The sequence below is a fragment of the Rhodococcus sp. WMMA185 genome (assembly GCF_001767395.1).
Classification (GTDB): domain Bacteria; phylum Actinomycetota; class Actinomycetes; order Mycobacteriales; family Mycobacteriaceae; genus Rhodococcus_F.
On sequence record NZ_CP017014.1, the window covers coordinates 2,160,376 to 2,181,195 of the forward strand.

19 protein-coding genes are annotated in these 20,820 nt (G+C 65.0%); 11 read left to right on the forward strand and 8 right to left on the reverse strand.

Annotated features, from left to right (window positions below; genetic code table 11):
- Positions 1 to 138 precede the first annotated feature (138 nt).
- The 3 genes from mraZ to BFN03_RS09560 form a co-directional block, all read right to left on the reverse strand.
- A complete protein-coding gene (gene mraZ, locus BFN03_RS09550; RefSeq protein WP_070378817.1) occupies positions 139 to 570 on the reverse strand; it encodes a division/cell wall cluster transcriptional repressor MraZ in 432 nt (143 codons plus the stop codon).
- Between the two features lie 559 nt (positions 571 to 1,129).
- Positions 1,130 to 1,579: a DUF3040 domain-containing protein gene (locus BFN03_RS09555; protein WP_070378818.1), complete on the reverse strand. Its 450-nt coding sequence runs from the start codon at positions 1,577 to 1,579 to the stop codon at positions 1,130 to 1,132.
- A 261-nt stretch (positions 1,580 to 1,840) separates the two neighbouring features.
- Positions 1,841 to 2,308, reverse strand: coding sequence for an SAV_6107 family HEPN domain-containing protein (locus tag BFN03_RS09560; RefSeq protein ID WP_332309186.1), 468 nt, complete (start codon positions 2,306 to 2,308; stop codon positions 1,841 to 1,843).
- Between the two features lie 180 nt (positions 2,309 to 2,488).
- On the opposite strand from BFN03_RS09560, the gene BFN03_RS09565 reads away from it, so the two are divergent.
- The 5 genes from BFN03_RS09565 to BFN03_RS09585 are packed head-to-tail and all read left to right on the forward strand — an operon-like array spanning position 2,489 to position 7,498.
- Positions 2,489 to 3,100 carry a GNAT family N-acetyltransferase gene (locus BFN03_RS09565; RefSeq protein WP_070378819.1) on the forward strand — a complete coding sequence of 204 codons (612 nt, stop codon included), beginning with the start codon at positions 2,489 to 2,491 and terminating at the stop codon, positions 3,098 to 3,100.
- Positions 3,101 to 3,155: 55 nt separating this feature from the next.
- Positions 3,156 to 4,730 carry a phytoene desaturase family protein gene (locus BFN03_RS09570; protein ID WP_070378820.1) on the forward strand — a complete coding sequence of 525 codons (1,575 nt, stop codon included), beginning with the start codon at positions 3,156 to 3,158 and terminating at the stop codon, positions 4,728 to 4,730.
- Positions 4,727 to 5,539, forward strand: a complete 813-nt coding sequence (locus BFN03_RS09575; protein ID WP_070380778.1) for a carotenoid biosynthesis protein — start codon at positions 4,727 to 4,729, stop codon at positions 5,537 to 5,539. The genes BFN03_RS09570 and BFN03_RS09575 overlap by 4 nt, the downstream gene beginning before the upstream one ends.
- Before the next feature lie 31 nt (positions 5,540 to 5,570).
- Positions 5,571 to 6,314, forward strand: a complete 744-nt coding sequence (locus BFN03_RS09580; RefSeq protein ID WP_070378821.1) for an LppM family (lipo)protein — start codon at positions 5,571 to 5,573, stop codon at positions 6,312 to 6,314.
- Complete coding sequence (locus BFN03_RS09585) at positions 6,311 to 7,498, forward strand: glycosyltransferase family 2 protein (RefSeq protein WP_232320477.1); 1,188 nt, start codon at positions 6,311 to 6,313, stop codon at positions 7,496 to 7,498. Before BFN03_RS09580 ends, BFN03_RS09585 begins: the two co-directional genes overlap by 4 nt.
- Here BFN03_RS09585 and metF read toward each other — a convergent pair.
- Positions 7,491 to 8,480, reverse strand: a complete 990-nt coding sequence (metF, locus tag BFN03_RS09590) for a methylenetetrahydrofolate reductase [NAD(P)H] (protein WP_070380779.1) — start codon at positions 8,478 to 8,480, stop codon at positions 7,491 to 7,493. The genes BFN03_RS09585 and metF overlap by 8 nt on opposite strands.
- A 209-nt stretch (positions 8,481 to 8,689) precedes the next feature.
- Here metF and BFN03_RS09595 point away from each other — a divergent pair, with 209 nt between their 5' ends.
- The 4 genes from BFN03_RS09595 to BFN03_RS09610 all read left to right on the forward strand — a co-directional run bounded on the left by BFN03_RS09595 (position 8,690) and on the right by BFN03_RS09610 (position 14,052).
- A complete protein-coding gene (locus BFN03_RS09595; protein ID WP_442971882.1) occupies positions 8,690 to 9,787 on the forward strand; it encodes a polyprenyl synthetase family protein in 1,098 nt (365 codons plus the stop codon).
- Between the two features lie 8 nt (positions 9,788 to 9,795).
- Entirely contained in the window at positions 9,796 to 11,361 is a 1,566-nt protein-coding gene (gene crtI, locus BFN03_RS09600; protein WP_070378823.1) for a phytoene desaturase family protein, read from the forward strand.
- Positions 11,362 to 11,477: 116 nt separating this feature from the next.
- Positions 11,478 to 13,088: an alpha-(1->6)-mannopyranosyltransferase A gene (locus tag BFN03_RS09605; protein WP_070378824.1), complete on the forward strand. Its 1,611-nt coding sequence runs from the start codon at positions 11,478 to 11,480 to the stop codon at positions 13,086 to 13,088.
- A gap of 7 nt (positions 13,089 to 13,095) precedes the next feature.
- On the forward strand, positions 13,096 to 14,052 hold the full coding sequence (locus tag BFN03_RS09610; RefSeq protein WP_070378825.1) for a phytoene/squalene synthase family protein: 957 nt from the start codon (positions 13,096 to 13,098) through the stop codon (positions 14,050 to 14,052).
- 16 nt (positions 14,053 to 14,068) lie between these two features.
- On the opposite strand, the gene BFN03_RS09615 is transcribed toward BFN03_RS09610, so the two are convergent.
- Positions 14,069 to 14,437 carry an Rv2175c family DNA-binding protein gene (locus BFN03_RS09615; protein WP_070378826.1) on the reverse strand — a complete coding sequence of 123 codons (369 nt, stop codon included), beginning with the start codon at positions 14,435 to 14,437 and terminating at the stop codon, positions 14,069 to 14,071.
- Between the two features lie 110 nt (positions 14,438 to 14,547).
- Between BFN03_RS09615 and pknB the strand changes: the two genes are divergently transcribed.
- Positions 14,548 to 16,584 carry a Stk1 family PASTA domain-containing Ser/Thr kinase gene (pknB, locus tag BFN03_RS09620; RefSeq protein WP_232320479.1) on the forward strand — a complete coding sequence of 679 codons (2,037 nt, stop codon included), beginning with the start codon at positions 14,548 to 14,550 and terminating at the stop codon, positions 16,582 to 16,584.
- A gap of 42 nt (positions 16,585 to 16,626) precedes the next feature.
- On the opposite strand, the gene BFN03_RS09625 is transcribed toward pknB, so the two are convergent.
- Together BFN03_RS09625 and BFN03_RS09630 are read right to left on the reverse strand one after the other, a co-directional pair.
- Positions 16,627 to 18,012: a class II 3-deoxy-7-phosphoheptulonate synthase gene (locus BFN03_RS09625; protein ID WP_070378828.1), complete on the reverse strand. Its 1,386-nt coding sequence runs from the start codon at positions 18,010 to 18,012 to the stop codon at positions 16,627 to 16,629.
- A gap of 55 nt (positions 18,013 to 18,067) precedes the next feature.
- A complete protein-coding gene (locus BFN03_RS09630; RefSeq protein WP_070378829.1) occupies positions 18,068 to 18,559 on the reverse strand; it encodes a polyadenylate-specific 3'-exoribonuclease AS in 492 nt (163 codons plus the stop codon).
- A 64-nt stretch (positions 18,560 to 18,623) separates the two neighbouring features.
- Here BFN03_RS09630 and BFN03_RS09635 point away from each other — a divergent pair, with 64 nt between their 5' ends.
- On the forward strand, positions 18,624 to 19,931 hold the full coding sequence (locus BFN03_RS09635) for a glycosyltransferase 87 family protein (protein WP_070378830.1): 1,308 nt from the start codon (positions 18,624 to 18,626) through the stop codon (positions 19,929 to 19,931).
- Between the two features lie 28 nt (positions 19,932 to 19,959).
- Here BFN03_RS09635 and BFN03_RS09640 read toward each other — a convergent pair whose 3' ends face one another.
- On the reverse strand, positions 19,960 to 20,727 hold the full coding sequence (locus BFN03_RS09640) for a lysophospholipid acyltransferase family protein (RefSeq protein ID WP_070380781.1): 768 nt from the start codon (positions 20,725 to 20,727) through the stop codon (positions 19,960 to 19,962).
- Positions 20,728 to 20,820: the final 93 nt, after the last annotated feature.

Consider the following 20,820-nt stretch of genomic DNA (forward strand, 5'->3'; position numbering starts at 1 on the left):
TCATGTCGGCGAACTTGTCTTGTCGGCCTGTTGCCGTGGCGAGTGCTTCGGGGTCCCTGTCCGAGAAGGAAACCTGGCGCTGGGGAAGTGCGTCAGGGTTCCGTCGGACAGAGGCCTCGCTGCACTCGCGGGTCGGGCTCAGACGATCTCACCGAGCACGACACCCGTTGCCTGCGAGTAGCTCTCCTCGTTCTCCTCGACGTAGGTCTGCCAGGACTGCGCATCCCAGATTTCGAGGAAATCGACCGAACCGACCACAACGCAGTCCTTCGAGAGGCCCGCGTAGCGACGGTGATCTGCCGAGAGGGTGATGCGCCCCTGGGCATCTGCATGCTGTTCGTCGGTGCCCGCGGCCAGTCCGCGAACGAAAGCCCTCGCCTCCGGGTCGCTTCTCGACGCCGCCGCGGCCTTTCGTGCGAGAGCGGTGAACTCTTCCCTGGGATACACCGCCAGGCTGTGATCCTGACCCTTCGTGACCATCAACCCTCCCGCCAGTGCATCCCGGAACTTCGCGGGCAGTGTGAGCCGCCCCTTGTCATCGAGCTTGGGCGTGTAAGTACCGAGAAACACTCGACACCTCCCGCCGCATTCATATCGACGCCACCCCCGGACGGGCCAACTTCGCTCCCCGCCATGCACCACACTACCCCACATTCCCCCACCAACAAGGAAGAAAGAAGGGTGTCGTCCCCCCAATTTCTTGATAATTGCAGGTCAGAACAGATATATCTCGGTGGGGCAATACAGTCGCGGCCTTCGATATATGGGATCGATTTCGATTTTCGCGCCACATAATTGACGTCACAGCGCCGAACGAATCGACAACAGCCCAGGTGAGAGCACCGACTGCGGGCACGCGTCACCATAACCGGCAGCACATCGTGAACGTTTTGGGGGAAAGTGGGGAAGATCTGCGACGGCCCTGCGGGTAAATCGCGACGGTGTACGGGTTCACGATCCCCGAGTAATTGCCTAGACCAAGCAATTGCCTAGGCCAAGCAAATGCCTAGATCAAGCAATTGCACAGACCGAACGCCACCCGACGAATGGTTATCGCGAACGCACTCCACAAAAGCATTGGCGGCGCGACATCTTCATGTCGCACCGCCAACGATCCGAGTGAGCATTATTACTCTTGGTCGAACCGCTTCTTGAAACGATCTTCCATTCGTGACGAGAACCCGCCACTCTTGCGGCCGCCCCGGGACTTGCCCCGATCGGACCCGCCGGTCCGATCCTGTCCGGTGGCCGAGCCCTTGGAGGTCGAGCCATCCTCCGACTCCTGACCGGACTTGCCCTTTCCTCCACCCCACAGGAGTAGAACGCCGGCACCGAACATGATCATGAAGCCGATCAGGCTGACGAATGGAAAGTCGCCCGGCCAGCTCGGCAGGACGGCGACGCCGGCGATGAGCAGGACGAGCCCCACAGCGAACAGGGCGATCGCCTGCATTCGACGACGACTCGATGCCGCACGTATGCGACCGCCTCGCACTGTCGAGGCGAACTTGGGATCCTCGGCATAGAGAGCGCTCTCGATCTGATCGAGCATTCGCTGCTCGTGCTCGGAGAGTGGCACGGTACCTCCCCCGGCACTGGAATGTTGGCCACCACCCCGCGGTGCGAGACGGTGGGTAGCCGACTTCTGGCGGCTACCTAGATCTAATAATACGAGCAGATTGATTCCCGTACCACCTACTCCGCGTACGAGATCGCCACCAATATTACGGACCCCCATACCGATCCCCGCACCGGGCACCGTAATCTCAGGTACGACCCACTGCTTTCCTACGAGTCCGAGCCGTCGGACCCCCAGCGCTTTCCGGCCATCAACCCTCGGCTACGAAGCCCGCAAGCCGAGGCCTGTGCCGTGCCCGATGCGATCTTCGACCGCATGCAGAAAACGTCCGACCTCGACGAAGAACTCGTCAGCCTCCCGATCGGTCAAGATCCTCGACGTCCCGGCTTCGATCGCGGCACGGGTGGCCGAGTGGCCGGCGAAGTAGTCGGCCCAGTCCGCCAAGTCGGGAGCGGCGTCAGCCATGAGAACCCACGCGTTACGCGTTCGTGTCCTTCGAGCACCGGACGACGCCACCTCAGCGGCGGCCAGTGCCGCACCCGCCCCTCGCAAGGCTGCCAGGTATGCACTGTGGAATCGGTCTGCCGGCGCGCCTGCTCCAACCGACTGCGACAGGAGGGCATCGGCGCGACCGAGAAGCGCCGCCGCTCGCCTGGATGCCGAAACGCACCTGCTTCCCGTTTTTCGGGAATCCCCGGAAGGCGGTTTCACAACCGGGTTCGTCGCCACCTCGAACACCTCCAAGACCCCGGCGCAACCAACCCGCCGGGCATAGTCAGACGTTGAATTCGGGCCAGGTCTGGGTCCGGTGATGCCCGCTTCCCTCGGGCATCACCGGATCCCCTCTATCGAACATCAGTTCGATCTATTCAATATAGCTGAGGCCACCGACACATCGTCAAGAGAAAGGTGAGACCGGTAGACACGAACGCTGACCAGTCCCCGCTGGTGGTCGAACTCTCGGCTGCCGAATTCCGCGACCGCCTGCAGGAGGCGCTGTCGGTCTACGTCGCCGCCATGGGCTATCCCCAAGGCACCGAATATCACCGGGCAGCGACATGGAGCGAACACCTTCGGCGCTCCGGATGGCGCGCCGTCGCCGCGTTCGTACCGGCCGGAGACAGTTCGAGCGAAGAAGCTCCCGCCCGCCTGGTGGCCATCGCCTACGGGTACCGTGGCGCTCCCGGGCAGTGGTGGCACCAGCAGGTCCGCTCGGGACTCCGGCACACCGGGTGGAGTCGCGACCGCATCGACATACTCCTCGGCAACTACTTCGAACTCACCGAACTGCACGTCCACCCGGACGTTCAGGGGCAGCAAATCGGCGAGACACTGCTCCTGCGCCTCCTCGAACACAGACCCGAGGAGGGTGTCCTTCTCTCCACTCCGGAGGTTGCGGACGAGGACAATCGTGCCTGGCGACTCTATCGGCGCCTCGGCTTCAAAGATGTCCTGCGGCACTTCCGATTCGGAGGCGACAACCGCCCCTTCGCAGTACTCGGACGAGGACTTCCGCTGTGATCGCCATCCGGTGGGAGGAACCTCCCGGAGATCGACGCGATGGGAGGAATCTCCAGTGATCGATGCAGTGGTAGTGGGTTCGGGGCACAACGCCTTGGTGTCGGCCTGTTATCTGGCGCGATCCGGATGGTCCGTCGAGGTGATCGAGCGTGACACAGTTCTCGGCGGAGCCGTATCGACGGTGGAGCGCTTTCCCGGGCACAAAGTCGACCGCGGTTCGTCGGCACACATCATGGTGCGCCACACGGGAATCGTCGAAGAACTCGACCTGGGGGCGCACGGGCTGAAATACATCGACTGCGATCCGTGGGCCTTCGCTCCGTCGCCGGATCACACAGGTCGGCCCGGAATCGTCTTCCACCGCAGCCTGGCCGCAACGTGCCGGTCGATCGAAGAATCCTGCGGGGCCCGCGATGCCGACGCATACCGCCGGTTCGTCGAGGTGTGGGGTCCACGCAGCGCCCGCGTCATGCGCGCGTTCTCGAAGCCTCCGACCGCGCCCGCGCTGCTCTCGTCGTTCTGGGGACTCGATGCGGACGGCGGCGGCAGCGACCTCTCCCGGCAGTTCCTCGGCTCCGGCGACGCCCTACTGGACGAGTACTTCGACAACGAACGGCTCAAAGCCGCGCTCGCCTGGTTCGGTGCCCAGTCCGGCCCGCCAATGTCCGAACCCGGGACAGCCCCGATGGTCGGCTTCGCCGCCCTCATGCATACCGTTCCTCCGGGTCGCGCGGTCGGCGGAAGCGGCGCCCTGACCGCAGCGCTCGCATCCCGGTTGCAATCGGACGCCGGCACAATCTCGCTCGGCGATTCAGTCACGGCTCTGACCCGCCACCACGACTCCTGGACCACCCGGACATCTTCGGGTCGCGAAATCCGATCTCGCGTGGTCGTGGCGGGCTGCCACGTCCTCACCACACTCGATCTCCTCGAACGTGGCGGACACGACATACCGACAATCAATCGCTGGCGTCGCCGGATTCGAGTCGGACCAGGAATCGGGATGGCTGTGCGACTGGCCACCGACGCTCTCCCGGACTACTCCAGCGCGCCCAATTCATCAGTCACTCACGGGCTTGCACTGCTTGTAACCGATCGCGCACATCTGCGACTCGCCCATGGCGCCGCCCTGGCCGGAGAACTTCCCCCACGTCCCGCCGTTCTGGGTATGAGCTTCAGCAGTCTGGACCCCTCCATAGCACCCGTCGGCGAGCATCAGGTGACCTTGTGGTCCCAGTGGCAGCCGTACCGGCTCAGCGGTGATCGCCGGTGGAGCGACCTGGCCCAGCCCGAAGCCGATCGGATCATCGCTGAGATCGACTTGCTCGCTCCAGGTTTCAGTACATCCGTGATCGACCGGCACGTGCAGTCGCCGAGAGACCTCGAAGACGAGATGGGGCTGCGCGGCGGCAACGTCATGCATGTCGAGATGTCGCTGGATCAGATGATGATGTGGCGTCCACTGCCCGAACTGTCTGGGCACCGCGTTCCCGGTGCCGACCGCCTGTATCTGACTGGGGCCTCGACACATCCTGGCGGCGGGGTATCCGGCGCGAGCGGACGAAGCGCTGCGCACGTCGCGCTCCACGATGCACGGCGCGGCCTTCGGCGCCTGTGGCCGGCGCAGTGACCGCGCGCCTCTCAGCCCTTCTGGCCGCAGCGGCTGTCGGGGCGCAGATTCTGTATCCGCTCGTACACGGCGGCACACGCGATGCCGTCACCATATCGGTGGTTGTACTGCTCGCCACCGCGTGCATCACACACGCGGCCGCCACGCGGGGACCGCGCTGGACCGCAGGCCTCATCCTCGCCACCGCCGGACTCGGTCTGGCCTCCGAGGTTCTCGGGACGGCCACCGGATATCCGTATGGCTGCTATGACTACGCCTCCGGCCGGATCGGCCCTGCTCTCGCGAGCGTCCCCCTCGTTGTGCCCCTTGCATGGACGGCCGGCTTCTACCTTGTGTGGTGCGTGGCGTCGGCGCTCGCGCGGGGTCGGTTCCGCCGGCCGATTCGCATCCTCCTCGTGGCGGTCGGTGTCGTCGGGTGGGATTTGTACCTCGACCCTCAGATGGTCGCGGACGGCCAGTGGACCTGGTGCGTCACCGATTCCGGTCTGCCCGGCCTAGAACACATTCCGCTGACCAACTACGCCGGATGGCTGTTGATCGCGGTGCTCATGGCCGTTGTCGTCGACCGACTCGAACTCCAGTCCGACACCCCGAACCGGTACGGTGACAGCGTCCCGATCGCGTTGTTTCTCTGGACGTGGCTGGGTTCTGCGCTGGCCCACTCCGTTTTTCTGGACGCCCCCGAACTGAGGTACTCGGCGATCTACGGATTGATCGCTATGGGAATCCTGGGAGTTCCCCTGCTCGTTTCGCTCCTGCGGCAACGAACATACCGGCGCCCGCTGCACGCCGCGCACCCTCGCTCCTGACACCGCCGCGCGACCCTGGCACGATACGACTGTGCAACCGCCCTCAGTTCTCACCGCAGCCCACCCGCGGCCGGCATCCACTACCCGCTCGCGGTGGCGTGGCTTCTCCCTCGCGGCTCTAGCGCTCCTGCTTGTTCCCGTGCTCGCAGGCTGCCTGCGAGTTCAAGTGTCGATGGGTGTGTCTGCCGACGACAGGGTGTCAGGTCAGATCGTGGCCGCCACGGTGCCCGAGGACGATCAGGACCAGGGCCCACAACTGACACCACCTGCCGCGCTGTCGGACAAGATACGCGTCCAGGAGTACAGACAGGACGGGTACGTAGGCAGCCAAGCGTTCTTCAGCGACCTCACCTTCGGTGACGTACAGCAACTCGGCTCGATGTCCGACCAGGGGAACGGCAGCTTTCAAGTCTCGCTGAGGCGCGCGGGAGACCTCGTAACTCTCGACGGGAGAGCCGATCTCGGCTCCGTTCCCGCCCAGGGCACCGATGTGCAGGTCACTGTCGCATTTCCGGCCAAGATCATCACGACCAACGGAACCCTCCAAAGCGATTCCACCGTATCCTGGACGTTGCCCGCAGGAACCACCTCGACTCTCCGGGCCGAGGTGCGCTACCAGGATCCCAGCACGCGGAGTTTCGCAGGCTGGGCCGGCATCATGGGCGGTGTGACCTTGGGGGTGGCCGTGGTCGTAGCCGCGCTGGCCTGGATGGCCCGCAACAAGGAACCCGTATTCGACGGTCGCCGCAGCAACAAGCATCGCTCCAACACGTGAGCCCATCTTCGGTCGGACGCGATGTGAGCGGGTCTTGGATCGAGAAGACCGTTCGAGTCGGCTCGTTGATCTCGATTGCCGGACTTGCAACTACAGCTGCCAACCTGCGCTGGGCCCCACGCCTACCTGCTGATACCCGCCCGACCACTGAACCCGTCACGGTATGCGTTCCGGCCCGGGACGAACGCGACAGGCTTCCGGGTCTTCTGTCCGACCTCCGCCGCCAACGCGGTGTCGAAGATCTGACGGTACTCGTCTACGACGATGCCTCCACGGATGGTACGGCCGCGGCGGCGGACTCGGTGTGCGCCGGGGATCCACGATTCACAGTGGTTCGGGGCACCGAGGAGCCCCCGGACCAGTGGGTGGGCAAGCCCGCCGCCTGTCACCGAGCAGTCCAACACGCCACCGAATCCGGCCGCGGACACCACGGAATTCTCGTATTCCTCGACGCGGACGTAAGACTGGGTCCGCACGCCCTGAACGCAGCCTGTTCCACGTTGCGCGAATCAGGCGCGGCGCTCGTCTGTCCGTGGCCGCTCCAGGAGGCACGGTCGCCCACCGAGATCCTCGTGCAACCACTGCTCGCATGGACGTGGGCGGCGACACTACCGATCCCGGCAGCACGTCGTTCGCAACGACCATCCACCGCGGTGGCTTGCGGACAGTTCCTGGTCTTCGATTCCGAGGAATATCGCCGGGCAGGAGGACACCGAGCCGTTGCCGGCAGCCTCACCGAAGACCTCGATCTCGCCCGCCTGCTCCGGCGCCGGGGGCGACGGACGGAGATCGCCCTTGCGGGCGGGTCCGTGTCCTGCCGCATGTACTCCGGCGCAACCGCGTTACGCCGCGGCTACGACCGCTGGCTATGGACGGCCTTCGGCTCGCGGGTCGGCACGGTCGCCGTGCTCGGTACAGCGGCCGTAGCCTTCATTGCGCCGCCACTGGCGCTCGCGGCCGGACGTGGCCGCATGCGCAGGTGGGGTGCGGTGGGGTACCTCTCGGCGACGGCGTCCAGGCTGTGCGCCCGGGTACTCGAACGGGGTGGCCCGCCCACGGTCGCCGACGTGGCAAGCGCGTTCGCGCACCCTCTGTCCGTTGTCGGCGCGGGGGCACTGACGGCGTCGTCACACCACAATCACCGCCGCGGAGTTACACGGTGGAAGGGTCGACCCCTCAGCTGACCGGGTGCGATGCGACTCCCGAACCTACTTTGTCGCCGAGCCGCGCCAGCACCTCGCTGGTCGCGCGGGCGAAATTCAGGGTGATGAAATGCAGTCCCGGGGCGCCCTCCGCGATCAGGCGTTCGCTCATCTCGGTGGCGAGGTCGATCCCGATCTCGCGCACCGCCGCGCGGTTCTCCTCAGGTCCGTCGCCGGCAGCCCGATCGAGCCGCTTCTCGAGTTCCGCCGGAAGCCTCGACCCCGACAGCTCGAGCATGCGCCGAACCGACCGCAGCGACGTGATCGGCATGATCTCGGGAATGATCGGCTTCTCACCCTGTTCCGGGTCGTAGGCCGAAACCCGGTCACGCAGACGCAGGTAATCGTCGACGTCGAAGAACATCTGGGTGATCGAATATTCGGCACCGGCACGCAACTTCGACACCAGGTATCGAGTGTCGTGCGCGAGATCGGGTGCCCGATAGTGCCCCTCAGGGAACGAGGCCACGCCGACGTGGAAATCGCCGAGGTCCAAGACGAGCCGGACCAGTTCTTCCGCGTACTCGACGCCCTCAGGGTGCTTCTGCCACTCGCCCAGGGGGTTGCCGGGTGGGTCACCGCGCAGGACCAGGATGTTGCTGATTCCGCGGTCGGCGTAGGCACCGACCATCGAGCGCAACTCGGCGACGCTGTGCGATACGGCCGTGAGATGCGCTACCGGAAGAAGGGTTGTCTCTTCGGCGAGCTGACCCGTGATACGGACAGTACGGTCGCGTGTCGACCCACCCGCGCCGTACGTCATGGACACGAAAGCCGGACCCAGACGCTCGAATTCCCGGACTGCGCGCCACAAGCGAGCCTCGGCGGCCTCGTCCCGGGGCGGCGAGAACTCGACGGAAAACGGCACCCGACCGTCTTTGCACGACCGAATCCGGTCGACAATGCACGGGGTGTGAGTCACCCAACCTTCGCTGGCCCGCCCCCTGACGGAATCGAATGTCACCCTCTCAGCATAGATACTGCCTGGGTTCCCCATCCCATTGCGTCTCGCGAACACCCCACTCCCCGCATCCGCCCGCGAACGCACGTCGCCGTTATTGTTATGTCGACCCCTGACGCCACACACGGTGTGGAGGCGACGAAAATCGATACTGTCGTCGCGAAGGCAAGCAAGGCTCGACACTGTCGTCGCGCAGGCGACGAAACTCGACACTGGAGGCAACGCTGTCCGCCCGAACGCGCCCCAGCGCACTCGCAGCCGAGATCGAAACCGTACTCAGCAACTTCTTCGCCAGTCGGCGGGCGCAGGTCGACGGGATCGGCGGTGGCTATCGCGAAGCCGTGAGCGCTCTCGAGAACTTCGTCCTCCGCGGAGGCAAGCGGGTTCGCCCGGCTTTCGCGTGGACCGGTTGGCTGGGCGCGGGAGGGAATCCGCGGGGCCCGCACGCCGCCCCGGTACTCCGTGCCTGCTCCGCGCTCGAGCTCGTTCAGGCTTGCGCACTCCTGCACGACGACATCATCGACGCCTCCACTACACGCCGTGGCTTTCCCACCGTCCACGTCGAGTTCGAGAGGCATCACCGCGACGGCGCCTGGAACGGTGATTCCGCCCACTTCGGACGGGCGGTCGCGATCCTCCTCGGCGATCTCGCGCTGGCCTGGGCGGACGACATGATCCGCGAATCCGGAATAGATCCCGACGCGTCGGCACGGATCTCCCCCGTCTGGTCGGCAATGCGGACCGAAGTACTCGGCGGGCAATACCTGGACATCAGCAATGAGGCAAGGGCCGACGAGTCGATCGATGCGGCCATGAAGGTGAACCGATACAAGACCGCGGCGTACACGATCGAGCGGCCACTTCATCTCGGCGCCGCCCTCGCCGGCGCCGACGACGCGCTGGTCTCGGCCTACCGCCGGTTCGGCACCGACATCGGAATCGCATTCCAGCTACGAGACGACCTCCTGGGGGTGTTCGGCGATCCAGCCGTGACGGGGAAACCGTCGGGCGACGACCTCCGCGCCGGCAAACGCACCGTCCTGTTCGCCCTGGCGCTGCAGCGCGCCGACGCCGAAGATCCGGAGGCCGCCGAACGGCTGCGCTGCAGCGTGGGCACGGATATATCGGACGCGGAGGTCGATACCCTGCGAGACACGATCACCTCGCTCGGTGCGGTCGCCGATGTGGAGAAACAAATCGAGGAGCACGTCGAGGACGCGCTGTCCGTTCTGGCAGCCAGCACGGCCACCGCCGAGGCCAAACAGCAGCTTTCCGAAATGGCCGCCGCCGCGACGCGGCGCACGTACTGAAGGCCGCGATGGCTCGCGCACTCCGCACCGTGACCGGCCGCATCGACCATGTCGTAGTGGTCGGCGCAGGACTCGCAGGCCTGTCTGCCGCCCTGCACCTCACAGGATCGGGCGTACGTGTCACCGTCCTGGAACGGGAGTCGTCGCCCGGCGGACGGGTGGGCACATATCACGGGCCCGGCTACGACATGGACAACGGCGCTACGGTGCTCACGATGCCCGAACTGGTTCGAGACGCGCTCGGCGCCGTGGGCGCCGACCTCGATTCCACCAATCACCCGCTGACCCTCGAGCAGCTGACACCGGCCTATCACGCGCGGTTTGCGGACGGTTCGTCGCTGGACGTCCACTCGGACCCGGATGCGATGGTCGCCGAGATCACCCGGGTGTGTGGGCCGGAGGAATCGGTCAGATACCTGGCGTTACGACGCTGGCTGGGGCGGATATTCGACGCCGAGTACCACCGCTTCATGGACGCGAACTTCGACTCGCCGCTCGATCTGTTCTCATCGCGGGCGGCGGCGCGAGATCTAGCGAAACTCACCGCACTGGGCGGCTTCGGCCGACTCGGCGCACGAATCGATCGCACGATCACCGATCCGAGGCTTCGCCGGATCTTCACGTTCCAGGCCTTGTACGCGGGGGTCGCTCCCGCAAGCGCCCTCGCGGTCTACGGGGCGATCGCGCACATGGATACATCTCTGGGCGTCTATTTCCCCCGCGGCGGCATGCGCACGATAGCGCTCGCCCTCGCCGATGCGCTCTCCACCGCAGGCGGCGAGATCCGGTTCGATACCGAGGTCACCCGCATCGATGCTGCCGGCGGCCGCGTCGGAGCCGTTTGGACCGCGGAGGGTGACCGAATCGACTGCGACGCCATTGTGTTGACGCCGGACACCGCGGTCGTCGATGATCTCCTGCGACCGGTGACGCGGCGGAGTCCTCGCCGGGTGCGAGTGTCGCCGTCCGCTGTGGTCCTACACGGAACAGTGCCCACCTCGGTCAGTGCACAATGGCCTGCGCGTCACCACACGATCGACTTCGGCCAGGCGTGGAAGAAGACGTTCGCGGAGATCACGGGACGGCCAGGTCGTGGGCGTCTGATGACCGATCCTTCGCTGCTACTCACCCGGCCCGCCGTGTCCGATCCCGATTTGGTGCTCGACCGCGACGGAGTCCCCGCCGAACCACTGTCGGTGCTCGCCCCCTGTCCGAACCTGCACAGCGCGCCTCTGGACTGGGCCTCATTGACCGAGCCGTACGAAAAGGAACTCCTACGTGAACTCGAGACACGCGGGTATACCGGAATCGTGACGCACTTCGCAATCGACCATGTCGACACCCCGCTGACATGGCTCGACAAGGGGATGGCCGCGGGCAGTCCCTTCGCAGCCGCCCACGTGTTCCGGCAGACCGGGCCCTTCCGGCGTCCGAACCTGGTCAGAGGCCTGCGCAATGTCGTCCTCGCCGGCTCTGGGACCGTTCCGGGCGTCGGGGTTCCCACTGTCTTGTTGTCGGGCAAACTCGCCGCGCAGCGAATCACGGGACCCGCGAAAGCGCGGAGTACGCGGTAACAATGGCCCGGCCGTGGTAAAAACCGGTCTCGACAGCAATTAAACTATCTCTTCGACCATGCGATGCGCGCGATGACGAGCGCAACCGAACTCACGTCGGGGAGGAAGCTGTACTCATGACGTCCTCTGCCCGGCAGGCGAGCGTCGCGCCTGCTACGGCCGCGTCACGGCGGCCGCGGCTACACACCACGGCCGACTTCCTCCGGAGCCCGGAGGGGCACGCCGCGATCCTGGGTTTCTTCGGCGCGGTGATGATCACATTCGGTGGTTTCGGGGCGGGCAGCGTCCGTCGTGTGGACCCTCTCCTCGAGTCGATGCACTTGTCCTGGTTGCGGTTCGGCCACGGCCAGATTCTCTCGACAGTCATCGTCTGGATCGGTGTCGTCTCGATGATCGCGGCCTGGGTGCGATTGGGCCGCGGGACACTCCGCGGGAACGTCAGCCTGGGGCAGTTGCGGTGGATCGTCCCGGTGTGGACGGCGCCCCTGCTGCTGTCCGTACCGATGTTCAGCCGGGACGCGTACTCCTATCTGGCGCAGGGCGCGCTGCTGCGCGACGGGTTCGACCCTTACGCCGTCGGGCCAGTGGTCAACCCGGGGATCCTCCTCGACAACGTGAGCAACGTATGGACGACCACCACAGCTCCGTACGGGCCGGTGTTTCTGCTCCTCGGTGAGGGAATCACGACATTGACCGGCGACAACGTGATCGCCGGGACCATGCTCCTTCGGATCACGATGCTGCCGGGGCTGGCCCTCATGGTCTGGGCGGTCCCGCACCTCGCTCGACACCTCGGCGGCAATCCTGCAATTGCACTGTGGCTCGCGGTGCTCAATCCTCTGGTCCTCATCCACCTCATCGGCGGTGTCCACAACGAACTGCTGATGGTCGGCCTGATGATGGCGGGAATCGCGCTCGCGCTCGAGCGTCACCATCTCGCGGGAATCGCGCTCGTGTCGGTGGCGGTGGCGGTCAAGGCCACCGCAGGCGCCGCACTCCCCTTCATCGTGTGGATCTGGATGCTGCACGAGAAGGAGAAGGCCGAGGCGGAAGGCCGCACACCGACGTCCCCCCTCTTGTCGTTCGCACGAACAGCCGGCGCGGGATTCGCAACCTTCGTAGTCATCTTCGCCGGATCGTCCGCTCTCGCAAATGTCGGGCTCGGCTGGATGAGTGCGCTGTCCGGATCGAACAAGATCATCAATTGGTTGTCGTTGCCGACCATTGTTGCCCACGTCATAACTGTCGGGACTTCGTGGTTCGCCGATCTGCGACTCAGTCAGGTATTGGCGATCACCCGCCCGATCGGCGCTGCAGCGCTCATCGCGATCGTGCTGGCGGTCTGGTGGCGATACCGCAAGACCGAGCGCGACGCGATCCTCGGAATCCTCATCGTCCTTGTTGCCATCGTGATCCTGTCGCCTGCTGCTCTGCCCTGGTACTACTCGTGGCCGATCGCGATCGCCGCAGGTTTCGCGCTTCCGACGAGAACGTTGATGATCCTCGTCGGGTTGTCCACGTGGCTGATGCTGGTCTTCCAGCCCGACGGGTCCATCGGCCTCTACACCTTCCCGCACGTAGCGCTCGCGACATTCGCAGCGGTGGTCGCCGCCATGTCGCTGCACTCGGTCGACCCACTGCGTCTGCGCACCCCACGCCCGCGGCCGGTCGAGAGTGGGACGAAGACCGACTCGCCACCCGCTGCGTCGACTCCCGCCGTCGAGTAGCGCGCGCATGAGCGATCTCGCGGACAGTTATCGGTACTGCGGCGCGGTGACCGCAGAGCACGGACGCACCTACCACCTCGCTACCAGACTGCTTCCCGCACGTCGGCGGGCTGCGACATATTCGCTGTACGGGTTCGCACGCACGGTTGACGACATCGTCGATGTCGACTCCGAGGGGGATGCAGCGGACACCGCCGCGGAACTCGATCGGATCGAAGCGATGTTGCGTCTGTGCTTCTACGAACAAAGCGCCATCGGATCGCGTGTGTGTCCCAGTGAATTGCAGCGGGTACTGCCCGCTTTCGTCGACACGGTGGCCGATTTCGACATTCCGCACGACTACTTCTTCGCGTTCCTGGACTCCATGCGGATGGACGTGCCCGGAACCCCCTCGCACAGAGCCGAGTACGAAACCATGTCCGAGCTGCGGACCTACATGTACGGTTCGGCCGCCGTCATCGGGCTGCAGATGTTGCCCATCCTCGGGACCACGGGGCGGGTGGACGAGGCGAGACCACACGCCGCGGCTCTCGGCGAAGCGTTCCAGCTCACCAATTTTCTCCGGGACGTCGGCGAGGATCTGGACCGAGGCCGGGTTTACCTCCCGGCTCGCGAGTTGAGCGCGTTCGGCGTCGATACCGACCTCTTGAAGTTCAGTCGCCGCACCGGAACGACCGATCGGCGGATCGCGCGCGCGCTCGCCCACCTCATCTCTGTTACGCGATCGGTATATCGGAGCGCGGAGCCAGGCATAGCCATGCTGGACCGGCGAGTGCAACCCGGCATCCGGACTGCCTTCGTGCTTTACTCGCGCATTCTCGACGAGATCGAGCGCGGAGACTACCGAGTCCTCGAGCGCCGCGCGGTAGTTCCCCGAAGAGGTCGGTGGGCAACTGCCCTTCCCCAGTTCGCCCGGCTCGCGTTGCCCAGCCGCAGATGGGGCCGTGACGAACGACGCATTTGATCAGAAACCAGATTCGTCAGAAGGCCATGGCCTGAGCACGCCGGACCACCTCGCGGGCGAGGTGACCATGCAGGGCCTGCGCGGGCGTGCCCGGTAGGCTGTCGTCGCTACGAAACATCCAGCGCAGCATTTCCTCGTCGCTGAATCCGCCGTCGTGCATCACTGCGATCAGACCTGGCAACGACTTGACGATCTGACCGTCGTCGTCGAAGAAGACCTCGGGAACGCCCAGCACGCCATCGCGTCGAACGGCAAGCAACTGGTGGTCGCGCAGCAACTGCTGCACGCGGGTGACAGCCACACCGAGATTCTTCGCGACGTCGGCCAACTGAAGCAGCGAGACGGAAGAGTCGAGGACATCGTCACAGTAAGGGATCGCACTCACTCCCCTGACTCTATCCGGTTCCTTCCCGGATGGCGCTACCGGTCGGTGTACCTGGCTACGATTGAGAGGCCCGCGAACCGGGTCCAGCACACACACGGGGGTTTGGACACGTGCACCATGGAGGTCAAGGCTTGATCGGCGAACTACTCGACAGACGTTATCGGGTGGATGCCGTGATTGCGCGTGGTGGTATGTCCACCGTCTACAGGGGGCTCGACACGCGCCTCGACCGTCCGGTGGCCATCAAAGTCATGGATCCGCAGTTCGCCGTCGATCCAGCGTTTCTGACTCGGTTCGAGTTCGAGGCCCGCTCGGTGGCACGACTAGGGCACCCGTCCCTGGTCGCCGTCTACGACCAGGGCCACGACCGTGGCCACGTGTTCCTTGTGATGGAACTGGTCGACGGTGGAACGCTTCGCGAACTCCTGCGTGAACGCGGGCCGATGCCCCCGCACGCCGTTGCCGCGGTCGCGGGTCCTGTTCTCGACGCTCTTGCCGTCGCACACCGGGCCGGGCTGGTGCATCGGGACGTCAAACCCGAGAACATCCTGATCTCCGACGGCGGCGAGGTGAAGATCGCTGACTTCGGCCTGGTGCGCGCCGCGGCCGCATCGAACACGACATCGAGCAGTGTGATCCTCGGCACCGCCGCGTACCTGTCTCCCGAGCAGGTGACCTCCGGGGTCGCGGACACCCGCAGCGACGTCTACTCCACCGGGGTTCTGCTGTTCGAACTCCTCACTGGACGCACCCCGTTCACCGGTGACACATCCCTGTCCATCGCCTACCAGCGGATCAACCAGGACGTCCCCCTGCCCGGTTCGTTCATTGCCGGCGTCCCGCCCGAATTCGACGAATTGGTCGCCGAGGCCACCCACCGCGAACCGTCCCACCGTTTCGCCAACGCTGAGCAGATGGGGACGGCGCTGCGGAGCATCGCAACCGCACTGGACCTACCCGCATACCGGGTTCCGGCCCCGCGGCGCTCCGCACAGCACCTCGCAGCGGCAGCGGCTGCCCCGGCCGCATCACCCAACCCGGCCTCATCCGCCACGGTTCACCTCCCGCCCGCACCCTCGCCGCACCCCCCACCAGCACGCCAGCCGACACCACCCCCCAACGAGGTGCCCGAACAGCCTGGCGTTCAGCACACGAAGCTCGTCACCACCGCAACGCCACGCCCCCCAGTCGACGGTCATGACGAGTTCGCGCCCTCCGGGGAATCCGACGACAGGCACCCCTACGCAGACTTCGCCGCCCAACGCCAACGGTCCCGGCGCACGACGATCGTGTGGCTGTTCATCATCTTGATACTCACCGTGGCGGTGGGGATCGGGGGCTGGTGGATGGGCTCGGGCCGGTACACCGCCGTCCCATCCATCGACGGCTTGGACCGCGAGGCCGCCGTTGCCGCCATCGAGTCCGCTGGACTCACAACACAAATCCGGGGTCAGTACTCGGACGACGCGGCCGCCGACACGGTTCTGGGGACCGATCCGGCATCAGGTTCACGAATTTCCCGCGACGGGACGGTGGATCTACTCGTCTCCCTCGGTAGGCCAACGGTGCCGACGCTACCTGCCGATGCTGCGCTTGGCTCGATCGAGCAGGAACTCCGCGACCGTACTTTCACCCCGGTAGATGGTGGTCAGGCATTCAGCACGAATGCTCCGGTCGGTGCGGTGGCCGCATTGGACCCGCCGCCCGGAACTGAACTTACGACCGGTTCACAGGTCAAAGTAATCGTCAGCAAAGGTGCTCCACCAGTTGACATCCCCGACGTCAAGGGCATGTCGGAAGCGGAAGCGCGCACCGCGCTCGAGGCGGTCGGCATCATCGTCCGAGACACCACAACCGAGTTCGACCCGAGGATCGAAGGCGGGAACGCGATCACTACCGATCCGGCGGCCGGTAGTCGGGTCAACGCAGGTACCAGTGTCACGTTGGCCTTGTCCGATGCCGTGCGGATCCCGATGCTGATCGGACAGAACACCGGGTCTGCACGTGAGGAACTGTCTCGGCTCGGACTCGAGGTGAGGGTGCGTCAGGTGGCAGACACCGATCGTTCACTGGTCATCAGTCAGAATCCAGGCAGCGGCGACCTGGTGAAGCCGGGAAGCACGGTCACGCTGGTCTCAGTGCCCTGACCCCGCGGGAGCAGGGCACTGAGGAGTTCTCGTAGTTCGGCATCAGCCGCGCAGCATCTCCGCAACGAGAAAAGCGAGTTCCAGCGACTGCTGCGTGTTCAGCCTGGGGTCGCACGCGGTTTCGTAGCGTCCGGACAGATCAACGTCGGAAATGTCCTGTGCACCACCGAGGCATTCGGTGACGTCCTCGCCGGTGAGTTCGACGTGGATCCCGCCGGGGTAGGTGCCGAGCCGGTTGTGAACCTCGAAGAATCCCTGGACCTCGTCGACGATCCGGTCGAAGTGCCGGGTCTTGTAGCCGGTTGACGCCTCGTGCGTGTTGCCGTGCATCGGGTCGCACTGCCAGATCACCTGGTGCCCAGTGGCCTGAACCTTCTCGATGATGGGCGGCAGCACGTCACGGACCTTGCTGTTGCCCATGCGAGAGATCAAGGTCAACCGGCCAGGCAAGTTGGTCGGGTCGAGGCGCTCGACGTATTCGACCGCCATCTCCGGTGTCGTAGTCGGACCGATCTTCAAACCGATCGGATTCGACAGGAGCTCGGCGAAGGCTATATGCGCACCGTCCAGCTGGCGCGTACGGTCCCCGATCCACAGGAAATGAGCCGACAGGTCATACAGCTTCGGATGGTCGCCGTCTTGGTCCAGTCGCAGCATCGCGCGTTCGTAGTCGAGGACGAGTGCCTCGTGGCTGGCGAAGATCTGTGCGTGCTTCAGGCTGGGATCGGAGACACCGCACGCATTCATGAACTGCAAACCCCGGTCGATCTCCGCCGCGATTGCCTCGTAGCGGGCGCCCGCCGGCGAGGACGAGACGAATTCACGGTTCCAGTCGTGCACCCTGTGCAGATCGGCCATCCCGGCACCGGTAAGCGCACGGACCAGGTTCATCGCAGCGCTCGCGTTCGCGTACGCCCTGACGAGCCGAGAGGGGTCGTGGGTGCGGACCGCCTCGTCGGCAACAAGCGAGTTGATCATGTCGCCGCGGTACGACGGCAAGCCAAGCGCGTCCACATTCGATGACCGCGGCTTGGCGTACTGGCCCGCGATGCGCGCGACCTTGACGACGGGCAAGCTCGCTCCGTAGGTCAGTACGACGGCCATCTGCAGCAGAGTGCGGATATTGCCCTTGATATGCGGCTCGGTGTTGTCTGCGAATGTCTCGGCGCAATCACCACCCTGAAGCAGGAACGCTTCTCCGCGCGCCACCTGAGCCAGCTTGGATTGCAGGGCCACGACCTCGCTGGCCACCGTAATCGGTGGGACGCTCTCGAGGACCGTCCGCATGGCGGCAGCGTGGCCTTCGGGCCATTGCGGCTGCTGCTCGGCGGGTTTGGCCAGCGCAGCGTCGAGTTGCTCTCGCATCGCGCTGGGCAGCGGCGGGAGTTGGGGCAAGCGATCGATCGGCACGTCGACGGTCCAATTCACCCCTACAGGGTATTCGCTCAACCGGCAAAAGTGCGACCGGCCCGGTCGAGCCAGGTCACCGGAGCGACCGCGCCGCCTGTACCGCCTCGAACTTGGCAAGGTTGTGCCGGGCGTCCGCCAGGGCGTCGTGCGCGTCATCCGGGACAGGCGGAAGAGCGGGGCTGCCGTTTTCCTCCCAGTACTGCCGGAGTTCGTGCGTGTACCGGGGCAGCGTCTGCGGCAGTTCGGTCATGTCACCCCAGAGCTGGCACAGGGCGACGTGGTCGTAGGCCGCCACCCAAGCCCATAGTTCCGGGACGACGCCGGGTCGGGGAATCAGGAAAGCGTAGAGGTCGTCACGGATGCGGGCGCGACTCTTCCAGAGTGGCGACGACGGCTGCGGAAGCTTCGACAGCACGTTTCTGCGGACCCATTTGCCCGCCCGCTCGGGGTCGAACTCGGTTGACACAGCATAGAACTCACGACCATCCTCAGCGACCACCCCAATCGATACCAGGTCGATGATTCGACCGTTCTCGATGAATTCGCAGTCATAGAAGTAACGCACGTCCGTAGACTATGCCCAACCGGGCCGCGTCAACAGGAACCCCCTACCCGCCAAGGAGGCATTGGTGCGTCTGACCTCGGATGGTCGACTGCCCGACATCCCCGTAGATGTACCGCAGGCGCCCCGCCGCCGTATCGGGTGGTTCGCATTCCGGGTCGTCGTCCTCGGCGGTCTTGTCGTCGGCCTCGCCTACAATCTGCTGGGCCTGCCTGGTTTCCGGGAGTTCGGCCACTACTACCGCATCGATCTGGACGTCTACCGCCTCGGAGGTTCCGTATTCCTGCAGGGTTCGACTCTCTACGGGTCGATGCCCCCTATCCAGATGGGGAGCTTCCTGCCGTTCACCTACCCCCCGTTGGCCGCGATGATCTTCAGCCCATTGTCGATGATGTCGCTGGCGACTGCCGGGACGGTCGTGACCACATTGTCGTTGATCGCTCTACTCGGCGTGCTTTCCATCACCCTCGACTCACTCGGCATCGCCCCCCGCAAGACCCTGGTATGGGGGGCCCTCGGGGCGCTCGTGGTCTCCATGACGCTCGAGCCGGTGTACTCGACTCTGGACTACGGACAGATCAACATCGCCCTGATGGTTCTGGTGGTCGCGGACTGCCTCCTGGAGCGGACGCCGTGGCCGAGGGGCATGCTGATCGGCCTGGCCGCCGCGATCAAGCTGACCCCTGCCATATTCGTTCTATACCTGTTGGTGCGCAAAGACTTTCGGGCGGCGGTAGTGACCGCGATCAGTTTCGTCTTGTTCGGCGCGCTGGGCGCGATGGTGACGTGGAGAGACTCTGTCACGTACTGGACGCAGACCCTCTTCGACTCACACCGGATCGGCACCCCGGCCTACCCCGCGAATCAGAGCATCACCGGTGTACTGGCTCGGCTCGGGCTGAGTGACTCTGATCGCTTGCCGATCTGGCTGCTACTGTGCGCCGCGGTTCTCGCGCTCACACTGATCGCGATGATCCGCGCACTCGAGTCGGGTCAAACGGCACTGGCCCTAGGACTCAACGCGATCCTGGGTCTGCTGGTGTCACCGGTGTCCTGGTCGCACCATTGGGTGTGGGTGTCGCCGATCGTCCTCGTTCTCGGGACCCTCGCGTACCGGCGTCGAAGCATCGCCCTGTCCGCCACCACGCTGGCCGGTCTCGTCGTCTTCACATTGGCCGCCCAATGGAAACTCGGAGTGGGCCGGGCGGATGGCACCCATTGGAATCTGTGGGACCAGTTCCTGGTGTCGTCGTACGTGTGGTGGGCGCTGGCCGCCCTACTCGTCACGATCTTCGTGTTCCGTACCCGACCGCCGCAGCCCAGCGACGACAACCGACCGGAGAGCTTCGCCGATCGGACCGTACGTGTCGGCTGAGAGACGACTCGACTGACGGACCGCTGTCTCAGCTCGCCCGTGTGTCCGGCAAGCGGGTGACGTCGGCAGCATCGGACACCGGGGCCGCATCGGATACTGTGGCCGACGCACCCCCTGCCACGGGCACCATCTTCTTGGCCGTCGCCGCATAGATGTCGACGTATTCCTGGCCGGACAATTTCATCAGCGCGTACATGACCTCGTCGGTAACCGCACGCTCGACGAAACGGTTGCCGCTCATACCCTCGAAACGGGAGAAGTCGATCGGCTTTCCGATACGGATGGTGACCTTCGCCGGACGCCACACCCTCGAGCCGATCGGGTTGACCTTCTCAGTTCCGATCATTGCGACGGGAATGACCTTCGCACCGGACTCGAGTGCCATGCGCGCGAGACCGGTCTTGCCCTTGTACAGGCGACCGTCGGGTGAGCGAGTGCCCTCTGGATAGATTCCGAGTAGTTTGCCATCCTCCAAGACTCGAAGGCCCGCGTTCAACGCGTCCTGGGCCGCGTCGGCGCCCGTGCGGTCGATCGGCACCTGGCCGACCACCGAGAAGAACCAGCGCTGGAATGCACCCTTGATTCCGGTACCGGTGAAATACTCCTGCTTGGCGAGGAACGTGATCCTCCGCGATACCCGCAACGGCAGAAAGAACGAATCCAGAACCGCCTGATGGTTACTCGCCAGGATGGCTCCGCCTTCGGATGGAATGTTCTCGGTGCCCTCCACCTTCGGGCGGCCCAGTACCCACAGCAGCGGCCCCAGTAGCACGTACTTGAAAAGCCAATAGAACATTCCGTCCCTCCCGTTCACAACCCAAGCCTCGCTCGGCTCGACTCTACTTCGGGTGAATGAGGGCCGCTACACACGCCAATGCTCCCCCGCTGC

Excerpts from the sequence above, each read along its gene's own strand:
- crtI (WP_070378823.1), top strand. The coding sequence starts at position 9,796 with ATGGCTCGCGCACTCCGCACCGTGACCGGCCGCATCGACCATGTCGTA.
- BFN03_RS09605 (WP_070378824.1), top strand. The coding sequence starts at position 11,478 with ATGACGTCCTCTGCCCGGCAGGCGAGCGTCGCGCCTGCTACGGCCGCG.
- BFN03_RS09610 (WP_070378825.1), top strand. The coding sequence starts at position 13,096 with ATGAGCGATCTCGCGGACAGTTATCGGTACTGCGGCGCGGTGACCGCA.
- BFN03_RS09640 (WP_070380781.1), bottom strand. The coding sequence starts at position 20,727 with ATGTTCTATTGGCTTTTCAAGTACGTGCTACTGGGGCCGCTGCTGTGG.